At 72.1% G+C, this 10,044-nt stretch carries 10 protein-coding genes; 2 read left to right on the top strand and 8 right to left on the bottom strand.

Annotation, left to right across the window (positions count from 1 at the left end; all coding sequences use genetic code 11):
• Window positions 1-63 precede the first annotated feature (63 nt).
• The 7 genes from AN218_RS32615 to AN218_RS32645 form a co-directional block, all read right to left on the bottom strand.
• Window positions 64-1,098, bottom strand: coding sequence for an ABC transporter substrate-binding protein (locus AN218_RS32615; RefSeq protein WP_070020636.1), 1,035 nt, complete (start codon window positions 1,096-1,098; stop codon window positions 64-66).
• 305 nt (window positions 1,099-1,403) lie between these two features.
• A complete protein-coding gene (locus AN218_RS32620) occupies window positions 1,404-2,336 on the bottom strand; it encodes an ABC transporter permease (protein ID WP_079132841.1) in 933 nt (310 codons plus the stop codon).
• Entirely contained in the window at window positions 2,333-3,100 is a 768-nt protein-coding gene (locus AN218_RS32625) for an ABC transporter ATP-binding protein (RefSeq protein WP_070020637.1), read from the bottom strand. The genes AN218_RS32620 and AN218_RS32625 overlap by 4 nt, the downstream gene beginning before the upstream one ends.
• Window positions 3,097-3,834: a 4-carboxy-4-hydroxy-2-oxoadipate aldolase/oxaloacetate decarboxylase gene (locus AN218_RS32630; RefSeq protein WP_216311843.1), complete on the bottom strand. Its 738-nt coding sequence runs from the start codon at window positions 3,832-3,834 to the stop codon at window positions 3,097-3,099. The genes AN218_RS32625 and AN218_RS32630 overlap by 4 nt, the downstream gene beginning before the upstream one ends.
• On the bottom strand, window positions 3,831-4,547 hold the full coding sequence (locus AN218_RS32635; RefSeq protein ID WP_070020638.1) for a PIG-L deacetylase family protein: 717 nt from the start codon (window positions 4,545-4,547) through the stop codon (window positions 3,831-3,833). The genes AN218_RS32630 and AN218_RS32635 overlap by 4 nt, the downstream gene beginning before the upstream one ends.
• Complete coding sequence (locus tag AN218_RS32640) at window positions 4,544-5,515, bottom strand: DUF6282 family protein (protein ID WP_070020639.1); 972 nt, start codon at window positions 5,513-5,515, stop codon at window positions 4,544-4,546. Before AN218_RS32640 ends, AN218_RS32635 begins: the two co-directional genes overlap by 4 nt.
• 334 nt (window positions 5,516-5,849) lie before the next feature.
• Window positions 5,850-6,524, bottom strand: a complete 675-nt coding sequence (locus AN218_RS32645; protein ID WP_216311844.1) for a GntR family transcriptional regulator — start codon at window positions 6,522-6,524, stop codon at window positions 5,850-5,852.
• An 84-nt stretch (window positions 6,525-6,608) separates the two neighbouring features.
• On the opposite strand from AN218_RS32645, the gene AN218_RS32650 reads away from it, so the two are divergent.
• The gene (locus tag AN218_RS32650) at window positions 6,609-7,457 is read left to right on the top strand and encodes an NAD(P)-dependent oxidoreductase (RefSeq protein ID WP_079132842.1); all 849 of its coding nucleotides are present in this window, start codon (window positions 6,609-6,611) and stop codon (window positions 7,455-7,457) included.
• A gap of 116 nt (window positions 7,458-7,573) precedes the next feature.
• Here AN218_RS32650 and AN218_RS32655 read toward each other — a convergent pair whose 3' ends face one another.
• A complete protein-coding gene (locus tag AN218_RS32655) occupies window positions 7,574-9,229 on the bottom strand; it encodes an FAD-binding dehydrogenase (protein ID WP_070020640.1) in 1,656 nt (551 codons plus the stop codon).
• Between the two features lie 235 nt (window positions 9,230-9,464).
• Here AN218_RS32655 and AN218_RS32660 point away from each other — a divergent pair, with 235 nt between their 5' ends.
• Entirely contained in the window at window positions 9,465-9,968 is a 504-nt protein-coding gene (locus tag AN218_RS32660) for an NUDIX domain-containing protein (RefSeq protein ID WP_070020644.1), read from the top strand.
• Window positions 9,969-10,044: the final 76 nt, after the last annotated feature.

Genomic DNA, 10,044 nt, shown 5'->3' on the forward strand with positions numbered 1-10,044 from the left:
GGGAGCCCCGGGCCCGGCCGCGCCGCACGAAGCCGCGCGCCGCGCAACGACCGCGCGCCGCACCTACCCCTTGATCTCCGAGAACGTCGGCGCCTTCGCCACCAGCTTGCTCTCCAGGTGGAACTTCCGCGCCGTGTCGTACGGCCGCTTCTCGACCTCCGGCGACTGCGGCATCTCCCGCCGCAGCATCGGCACCAGCGCGTCCAGCGCCTTCGCCGAGGTGTCCTTGAGGTACTTCTCCAGCAGCTCCCGCACCTTGTCCGGGTCGCCCTGCACATCCTGCTGGGCCCGCTTGATCGCGTTCTGGAAGCTGTCGACTTCGTCTTTCTTCTTCTTCAGCAGCTTGCCGGTCGTGAAGACGACCCCGTGCAGCGCCCCCATCATGTCGGCGACGTCGCCGCGCGCCGGGGATATGAGGATCCGCCCCGAGCCGTCCGCCTCCACCTGCTGCCCGATGGGCTGGAAGAACGACAGCGCGTCGACGCGGCCCGACTTGAGCGCGCCGATGGCCGACGTGGCGGCGCTGCCGAGGTTGACGAGGGTCGCTTCCTTCTTGGCGTTCTTGCCGATGCGCTCGAAGAGGTAGGTCACCAGCGCCTCGGTGCCGCTGCCCGGTCCGGTGATGCCGATCTTCTTGCCGACCAGGGCCTTGACGCGGGACTCCAGCCCGGCGGTGTCGCCGGGCGCCCGGACCTTCTTTCCGATGACGATGTCCACGTAGTACTCGGTCACGAGGCTGGTGGTGACCTTCGTACCGCCCGCTCCGCCGGTCTTCTGCAGGTTGAAGGCGTCCGTCAGCACGCCCCCGCCGAGGTCGATGGAGCCGGACTTGAGCGCGGCGGCGACCTTCGCGCCGGTGCCCAGCCGGGGGCGCTCCCCCAGCTTGATGCCCTCGTCCTTGAAGTAGCCCTTCTCCTCGGCGACGAAGAGGGGGAAGAAGGCCACGGAGTCGCTGATCTGGCCGATGTTGAGCGTGCCGGCGGAGGTGCTGGACCCATGGTTCGCACAGCCGGCGGCGAGTGGTGAGAGGAGGACGGGGGTCGCCGCGAGGGACTTCAGCAGTGTTCTGCGCTCTATGCGCTCGATGTGCTTACCCATGGTTCAAGCTCCAGTTGCATGACTTCCGCGCGCTCGGGGCCGACGCGGAAGGCTCTGCGCAGTTCGAAGGTCGGACACGAAGATCGGTGGTCAAGCGAAATTCGGACACGGAGACCGAAGACCGAAGACCGGCTTGAAGACCGGCGACCCGTCGCGGGCCGCGGGGTCCGGCCCGTTACGGGGCCGGGATCCGCGGACCGTTCAAGGCCGGGGGTCTGGCAGGGAGTTGAGCATTGTGTGCGGGGAGTCGAAAGCGGACGGGAAGATCGGGGACGGTTGGCGGACGGGGAGGCTATCAGCCTCGATCAACCCTGTGCCTCGACGGGTTTCCACCGGTTCACGCGACGGCCGATGAGGCCGACGCACACGTTGAGCAACGCCGCGACGACGCTGAGGACGACGAGCGTCGCGAAGACGCCCGCGGTGTCGAACTTCGACGCCGCGTCGTTGATCAGATAGCCCAGACCCTGGTTGGAGGCGACCAGTTCACCGATGACGGCGCCGATCAGCGCGTACGGGATGGCGACCTTGAGGCCGGTCAGTACGCCCGTCATGGACGCCGGAAGCACGACCTTGCGCGCGATGTCCCGCCGGGTGCCGCCCATCAGCCGTACGGCGTCGACGAGTCCGCGGTCCACCTCGCGCACGCCCGCGGCGGTGTTGAGGAAGACGAGGAAGAAGACGGTGGCGGCGGCGAGCAGCACCTTCATGTGCATCCCGATGCCGAACCAGACGATGAACAGCGGCGCCAGCGCCACCTTCGGGATCGCGTAGAGCGCCATGATGAACGGGTCGAGCACACGGTAGGCGAGCTGGAGCGAGGCCAGGACGAACCCGGCGATCGCGCCGACCAGCGCCCCGAGCAGGAAGCCGTAGACGATCTCCTGGATCGTGACCCAACTGTGCGTCCACAGCGTGCCGTCGGCCCACCACTCGGCGAGGCGCCCGCCGATGGCGCTGGGCTTGCTGGTGAAGGTGATGTCGAAGAGGGTGCCGCCCATCAGCTCCCACGCGGTGAGCACCACGACGATCAGCAGCAGCCGTACGCCCCACACGGTCGCGGTCTGCCCGTGCTTCTCCCGCCAGGTGCGCCGCAGTGCGATGCGTACGGGTCCGGACGAGCCGGACGCGCCGCCGCCGGGCAGCGGCGCACCCGCGGCGCCCTTCGCTGCCGCCTTGCCGGACGGCTTGCGCCGGCGGCCCGGGGGCGGTGACTGCGAGACGGTCTGCTCGGTCATGACGAGCCCTCCTTCAGGGCCGCGGCCATCGTGGTGTGCAGGCGTACGAACTCCGGGTCCACGCGCAGCGCGTCCACATGGCGCGGGCGTTGCAGCGTGATCCGCTCATCGGCGACGATGCGTCCCAGCGCGCCGAGGACGACGATCCGGTCGCCGAGCAGCAGCGCCTCCTCGATGTCGTGGGTGACGAACACGACGGTCTGGCCGGAGCCCTGCCACAACCGCAGCAGCTCCTCCTGGAGTTCGGTGCGCAGTTGGGCGTCGAGGGCGCCGAACGGCTCGTCCATCAGCAGGGTGCTGGGGGAGCCCGCGAGCATGCGGGCCAGGGACGCGCGGCGGCGCATGCCGCCGGAGAGTTCGCGCGGGTAGTGCTTGCCGAAGCCGTCGAGGCCGACGCGGTTGAGGAGCGCGGCGGCCGTCCTGCGGCGCTCCTTGGCGCGTACGCCGCCGCGGATCTCCAGCGGCATCTCGACGTTGCGCTGCACGTCGCGCCACGGCATCAGGGTGTCGGACTGGGTGAGGTAGCCGATGTCGATGTCCGGCCCGGTGAGCGGCTTGCCGCGGTGGGAGACGGTGCCCTCGGTGGGTTCGGTGAGCCCGGCGAGGAGGTTGAGCATCGTGGACTTGCCGCAGCCGCTGCGTCCGAGGACGGTGACGAAGCTGCCCTCCTCGACGCTCAGGGCGAAGTCGCGCAGGGCGACGATCGCGCTGTCGTCCTTGGCGAACTGCTTGGTGAGGCGCTCGGCTTGGAGCACGGCGGTCATATCGCCACCCCCGCTCGGGGGCCGGCGTCAGGCCCGTTCCCGTCGTTCGCGTCGTCGGCGTCGTTCGCGTCCGTACCGTCGGCGGGCGCCTCGTCCGCAGCGCGCATCCCGTACGCGTCGTAGCTGAACTCGCCGGCGGCCCAGCGCGTACGGAGGCCGTCCTCCTTGGCGATGCGCTGCCGTACGGCGTCGAGGACCGTCTCCACGTCGGCGGCGGCGACGGCCGTGACGCCGTCGTCGTCGAGCACGACCAGATCGCCGGGCGCGACGGTCGTGCCGCCGATCTCCACCGGGACGTCGACGCTGCCGCGCCGGTCCTTGGTGGCGCCGCGGGCCCGGCGCCAGCGCGTCCACACGCCGTACTGCTGCCGCGCGAGGTCCGCGCTGTCGCGTACGGCGGCGTCGACGAGGACGGCCGCCGCACCGCGGGCCGCGGCCTGGGTGGCGAGCAGATCGCCGAAGAGGGCGACCGGTTCGGGCTCGGGCATGGTCAGCACGAGGACCTCGCCGGGCCGCAGCCTCGGCATCACCTCGTGCACGGCGCGGTTGTCGCCCTGTCCGCAGCGGGCGATACGGGCGCGGCCCGCGAGGCGCAGGCCGGGGCGCAGCGGCGTCCACTCCGCGTCGAGCAGACCGCGGCGGCCGTACGCCTCGTAGACGGTGGCGACGCCCGCGGCGGCGAGTTCGGCGACGGCGGCGTCGGTGATGACGGCGTCCGTGGCGGCGGCGCTCACAGGGCACCCACCACGTTGGGCAGCAGCCGGTGGAAGGCCTCGGCCTGCCGGATCCCGTCGTCGCCGGTGACCTTGCGGGCGTGGTTGCCGCGCTGGTCGGCGCGCTGTGCGTAGTACTCCTGAAGGTACTGCTGAGCAGCCATGCAGCTCATGGCGTCGACCTTACGTGCGAAGACGGGCGTGATGTCCACATAGACGGTCGGTGTGAAACCGCACAGTTCCGGCTGGTGCGGTTCGAAGGCCAGGAACTCCGACGGCGGCGCCGTACGGAAGCCGCTGGCGACACCGGCGCCGGAGGTGAGCAGCCGGGCGCGGGCCACGGCCTGGTGGGCGACCGGATGGTCCGGGTTGAAGGGGTCCTTCTCGGGGTGGGTGAGCACGACGTGGGGCGCGAAGTCCCGCATCAGCTCGGCGAGTTCGCCGACGGACTCGGGTGAGACGTGCAGCGGGTAGTCGCCGAGGTCGAAGGCGCGGAACTCGGCGCCGACGGCGGCGGCGGCCTTCGTCGCCTCCTCGTGGCGTATCCGCTTCACGTTCTCCTCGGTCTGGCCCTCCTGCTTCCACAGCGCCCCGGACTCGCCCCGCTCCCCGTAGGACAGGGCGACGACGAGGGCCTCGCCCCCGGCGGCGGTGTGGGCGGCGACCGTACCGGCCGAGCGCCAGACGAAGTCGGCGCTGTGGGCGCCGACGACCAGCATGCGGCGCGCGCTCATACGAGGCTCTCCCTGCGGTGGTGCTCCGGTGCGTCCGCGAGGGGTTCGGCACCCACGAGCCAGCGGCTGTTGTGGACGGTCATGGTGCGTACGTCGCTCTCCTCGAAGCCCTCGGCGAGCAGCCGGTCGGCGCAGATCGCCAGGCCGTCCTCGACGGGCGGGTTGAAGGGCTGGCCCAGGTCGCTGGAGATCACGGAACTGGCCGGGCCCGCCTCGCGGATGGCCTGGAACCAGGTCTCCCAGCTCACCTTGCCGGTGTAGGGGGTGGTGAAGCAGCGCTCCAACAGGGCGCCGTGGGCGGCGAGTTCGCGCTGACGGTCGAACGCGACGCGCTGCGAGGTGAATTCGGGGTGCGTGACGACCATCCGCCGTACGCCCTCCGCCGCTGCGGCCTCGACGGCGACGGCGATCTCGTCGGCGTGCAGATGGCCGGTGGCCAGCACCATGTCGTGGCGGGCGATGAGCCGGAAGACCTGGCGGGCGGCGGGGACGACCTCGCCGTCGGGGGTGAGGACGTCCACGGGGTCGGCGGCCATGCCGTCCGCGCGCAGATCGTCCTGGAGCTTGGCCCACATCGGCGGGGTGGCGCCCTCGGGCTCGCGGGCCTGGCACTGGCGCTGGTTGGCGCTGTCGACGGTGGGCAGCCAGACGAACTTGGCCCCGCCGCGGCCCGCGATCTCCACGGCGATCGGATTGAGGCCGCCGACCGAGGCGTTGAGGGTGATCGCGCCGAGGGCTTCGGCGCCGGGCCGTGCCTGGCGGACGACGGCGGCGCGCTCGGCGGTGGGCGTGTAGTGCGACTTGAGGACGAAGCCCGCCATGCCGACGTCCGCGAAGCGCTCGGCGAGGGTCACGTCGTCGATGCGCCGGCGCATCACGTCGGGCGCCACATGGATGTGGCAGTCGTAGGCGCCGCGCACCAGTTCCCGCGCCCGTGCGGACGGCTGGGGGTGCTCCGTCTCCGTCATGTCTCTCCTTCGGGACCGTGGCTCTCGGCTCTTTGCAGCCATAATCGCCGCTCAGATTGTCAACAATCTTGGCTACAGAGGTCAAGGGGGACGACGTGACCGGTGATGAACGGGCGGCAAACGGCATGCGGACGGGACGAGGGAACCGGGGCGGGGCAGCCGAACGGCGGGGTGGGAGCCGGGAGTTGGGGCCGTCCGGCAGAGTGGTGCCGGGCACGCGCACCGGCCGGCGCGGGCACACAGCGGTCCGGCGGAAGCCCCGCGGACTCGGCGCGGACCAGGCGAGGGCCCGGTGAGGGCTCAGTGCGGACCAGGCGAGGGCTCGGGCGAGGGTTCAGCGGGGCCGGGGCTCCTGGCCCGTTCTGTCGACCTCGCGGAGCGTGTCGATCACGCTCCGCAGATGCTTCCGCGCGGCGGCCTCCGCGGCGTCGGCGTCGTGCGTGCAGATCGCCTCGATGATCGCGAGGTGCTCCGGGAGCGAGACCGCGGGGCGTCCCGGGTGCATCGCCAGCCGGAACTGGTGGCGTACGTTCTGCCCGCGCAGCCGCTCCAGCAGACGCGAGGCGGTCCGCTGTCCGCCGATCTCCCGTACGCGGCGGTGCAGTTCCTGGTTGAGCGAGGAGTAGCCCAGCAGATCGCCCTCGGCGACGGCCTCGCGCATGGAGGCGCCGATGGCCCGCAGTTCGCGGATCTCCACCCCGGTGACGGCCGCCGCGGCGTGCGCGGCACAGAGACCTTCGAGCACCATGCGGACCTCGGAGATCTCGACGGCCTCGTCCAGCGAGACGGCGCGCACGCGGGCGCCGCGGTTCTGGATGCGTTCGACCAGTCCCTCGTTGGCCAGTTCCAGCAGCGCGGACCGTACGCTGGCCCGACTGGCGTCGAACTGCGTGGAGAGATCGGCCTCGACGAGCCGCTGGTTCGGCACGAACTCGCCGCCGATGATCGCCTCTCGTATGGCTTCGACCAGGGGCACCGCGGCCCCGTTCCGCGCACCGTCCTCTGCCACGACCGATCCGGCTCCTCTTCGTCCCGCACCCACGGATGCACACCGATATTGTCAACAATATTGTGCGAGCTTAGTGTAGCCGCCATGTCGCCGAACGGAACTCCCGGAACTTCCGGCACCCCCGATGCCTCCCGTACTCCCGGCACCGCCGGTACGCCACCGACCGTCGTCGCCGTCCTCGGGCTGGGCGAGGCGGGCGGCGCGATCGCGGGCGACCTGGCGCGGGCGGGTGCCGGCGTACGGGCCTACGACCCGGCGGACGTCACCGTGCCCGACGGCGTCACCGCCACCGGGAGCGAGGCCGAGGCCGTCGCCGGTGCGCAGCTCGTCCTGAGCGTCAACAGCGCCTCCGCGGCGGACGACGCCCTGCGCGCGGGAGCACCGGCGGTCACCGAGGGCGCCGTGTGGGCGGACCTCAACACCGCCTCCCCCGGCGCGAAGCGGGCGCTGGCCGCCACGGCCGCCGAGCACGGAGTGACGTTCGCGGACGTGGCGATCATGGCGCCGGTGCCGGGCCGCGGCCTGCGGGTTCCGATGCTGACCTGCGGCGAGGGCGCCGGCACCGTGGTCCGGCTGCTGACGCCGTACGGGGCGTCGGTCGACCTCGTCGAGGGCGAGGCGGGCACGGCCGCCGAACGGAAGCTGCTGCGCAGCGTGTTCTTCAAGGGCATGGCGGCGGCCGTCGTCGAGGCGCTCGCGGCCGGACGCGCGGCGGGGTGCGAGGAGTGGCTGCGCGAGAACATCGCCGGCGAACTCGGCCGCGCCGACGCCGCCACCGTCGACCGTCTCGTCAGCGGCAGCCACCGGCACGCCGTGCGCCGTACGTCCGAGATGGCGGCGGCGACGGAGATGCTCACCGCGCTCGGCGTGGAACCGGCGGTCGCGTCGGCGAGCCGCGATCTGCTCGCACGGCTGGCGGCGGCGGGCGAATAGCCGCTGGGCGTACGGGAGTTCAGGCGGTCCAGGCGCGGCCCCGGGACGGGCCCCGAACCGCCCGTCGGCGTACGGCAGTTGCCCGGGGCCGCGCGCGGACGCGGGCGAACAGCCCTTCAGCTCACGGCCTTTGCCGCGGCCCGTCCCGCCGTGCGTCCCGAGAAGATGCAGCCGCCGAGGAACGTCCCCTCCAGGGACCGGTATCCGTGCACGCCGCCGCCGCCGAATCCGGCGGCCTCCCCCGCCGCGTAGACGCCGGGCAGCGGTTCGCCGCCGTCCGTCAGCACCCTCGCGTCCAGGTCGGTCTCCAGTCCGCCGAGCGTCTTGCGCGTGAGGATGTTGAGCCGTACGGCGATCAGCGGCCCGGCCTTCGGGTCCAGCAGACGGTGCGGCGAGGCGACGCGGATCAGCTTGTCCCCGAGGTACTTCCGCGCTCCGTGGATCGCGGTGATCTGGGAGTCCTTGGTGTACGGGTTGCGGATCTCGCGGTCGCGGGCCTCGATCTCGCGGCGCAGCCCGGCCTCGTCGATCAGTCCCTCACCCGTCAGCTCGTTCATCCGCCGTACGAGAGCGCCCAGTTCGCGTTCGACGACGAAGTCCTCGCCGTGGTCCATGAACGCCTGCACGGGACCGGGCGCGCCGGAGCCCACACGGGAGAGGAGCAGCCGCAGATCCCGTCCCGTCAGGTCCGGATTCTGCTCGGACCCCGAGAGCGTGAACTCCTTCTCGATGATCTTCTGGCTGAGCACGAACCAGGTGTAGCCGTGGCCCGAGTGCATGATGTGGTCGAGCGTGCCGAGGGTGTCGAAGCCCGGGTAGAGCGGCACGGGCAGCCGCTTGCCGGTCGCGTCCAGCCACAGCGACGAGGGGCCGGGCAGGATGCGGATGCCGTGCAGATTCCAGACGGGGTTCCAGTTCGCGATGCCCTCGGTGTAGTGCCACATCCGGTCGCGGTTGACGATGCGGCCGCCGGCCTTCTCAGCGATGCCGAGCATCAGCCCGTCGACGTGCGCGGGGACGCCGGAGAGCATCCGCTCGGGCGGAGTGCCCAGCCGCTGCGGCCAGTTGGCGCGTACGAGGTCGTGATTGCCGCCGATGCCGCCGGAGGTGACGACGACGGCCTGTGCGCGCAGTTCGAAGCTGTCGGCCACCGCGCGGCCGCTCGCCGTGCCCCGCTCGGCGTCGCTGGGCTCCAGCACCTCGCCGGTGACGGTGTCCACCGATCCGGCGCTGCGCGCGAGGTCCGTCACCCGGTGCCGGAAGCGCAACTCCACGTCGCCGCGGGCGACTCCGGCCCGTACGCGGCGCTCGAAGGGCTCGACGACGCCGGGTCCGGTGCCCCAGGTGATGTGGAAGCGGGGCACGGAGTTGCCGTGGCCGATCGCGCCGTAGCCGCCGCGCTCGGCCCAGCCGACGACGGGGAAGAACTTCAGGCCCTGCGCGCGCAGCCACGAACGCTTCTCGCCCGCCGCGAAGTCGACGTACGCCTCGGCCCAGCGCCGCGGCCAGTGGTCCTCCTCGCGGTCGAAGGCGGCGGTGCCCTGCCAGTCCTGCCAGGCCAGTTCGCGGCTGTCGCGGACGCGCATGCGGCGCTGCTCCGGGGAGTCGACGAGGAAGAGGCCGCCGAAGGACCAGTGCGCCTGGCCGCCGAGCGACTGCTCCGGCTCCTGGTCGAGGAGGATCACTTTCCGTCCCGCGTCGGCCAGTTCGGCCGTCGCGGCGAGACCCGCGAGCCCCGCTCCGATCACGATGACATCGGCGTCGTACGCCATGCGTTCCACCTGTTCCGCGCCGCTCGTCCACGCTGAGGACCTGGTGACCGGAGAGTAGTCGGATCGTCGCGCGCGCGGCACCCCAGGGGTGGGCGGGGCGGCCCGGTGATGGAATGAGCCCATGGCGGACGATCACCGGGACGGCGACAGGGACGAGCAGGACGGTCGGGGCGGACGGGACCGCGGGGACGCCGGCCGGGAGGCGGAGCGGGAACGGGCGCGTTCCGCGGACGAGATGCTCGACATCGTCGACGAGGAGGACCGCGTCGTCGGGCGGGCGCCGCGCGGCGAGGCCATGGCGCGCAGGCTGCGGCACCGCGTCACGTCCGTCCAGGTGCGCGATCCGCTGGGACGGATCTTCGTGCACCGGCGCACACCGCAGAAGCTGGTCTTCCCGTCCCTGTACGACGTGGTGGTCGGCGGCGTCGTGGGCGCCGGCGAGTCCTACGACGCGTGCGCGCTGCGCGAGGCGCAGGAGGAGCTGGGCGTGGCCGAACTGCCCGCGCCCGAGCCGCGGTTCACCTTCCTCTACGAGTCGCCGGAGCACGTCTGGTTCGTACGCGTCTACGAGACGGTGTGCGAGGTGCCCGTACGGCCGCAGGCGGAGGAGGTCGACTGGTGGGACTTCCTGCCGGAGGACGAGGTGGAGCGGCGGATCGCCTCGCCCGGGTGGCAGGTCGTACCGGACGGGCTGGAGTGCCACCGGCGGCTGCGTGCGCTGCGCGAGCGGGACGGCTGACGGGCCGGCCAGCACCGGCGGAGCACGGCGCGGGCGCGGGCCCCGTACCGTCCGCGGTGTCGTGCGCGGACGGTAC

The sequence above is a fragment of the Streptomyces nanshensis genome (assembly GCF_001751255.1).
GTDB lineage: Bacteria > Actinomycetota > Actinomycetes > Streptomycetales > Streptomycetaceae > Streptomyces > Streptomyces nanshensis_A.

Coding starts and splice junctions, on each gene's coding strand:
- AN218_RS32650 (WP_079132842.1), top strand. CDS start 6,609: ATGTCGCCGAACGGAACTCCCGGAACTTCCGGCACCCCCGATGCCTCC.
- AN218_RS32615 (WP_070020636.1), bottom strand. CDS start 1,098: ATGGGTAAGCACATCGAGCGCATAGAGCGCAGAACACTGCTGAAGTCC.
- AN218_RS32625 (WP_070020637.1), bottom strand. CDS start 3,100: ATGACCGCCGTGCTCCAAGCCGAGCGCCTCACCAAGCAGTTCGCCAAG.
- AN218_RS32635 (WP_070020638.1), bottom strand. CDS start 4,547: ATGAGCGCGCGCCGCATGCTGGTCGTCGGCGCCCACAGCGCCGACTTC.
- AN218_RS32640 (WP_070020639.1), bottom strand. CDS start 5,515: ATGACGGAGACGGAGCACCCCCAGCCGTCCGCACGGGCGCGGGAACTG.
- AN218_RS32620 (WP_079132841.1), bottom strand. CDS start 2,336: ATGACCGAGCAGACCGTCTCGCAGTCACCGCCCCCGGGCCGCCGGCGC.
- AN218_RS32655 (WP_070020640.1), bottom strand. CDS start 9,229: ATGGCGTACGACGCCGATGTCATCGTGATCGGAGCGGGGCTCGCGGGT.
- AN218_RS32660 (WP_070020644.1), top strand. CDS start 9,465: ATGCTCGACATCGTCGACGAGGAGGACCGCGTCGTCGGGCGGGCGCCG.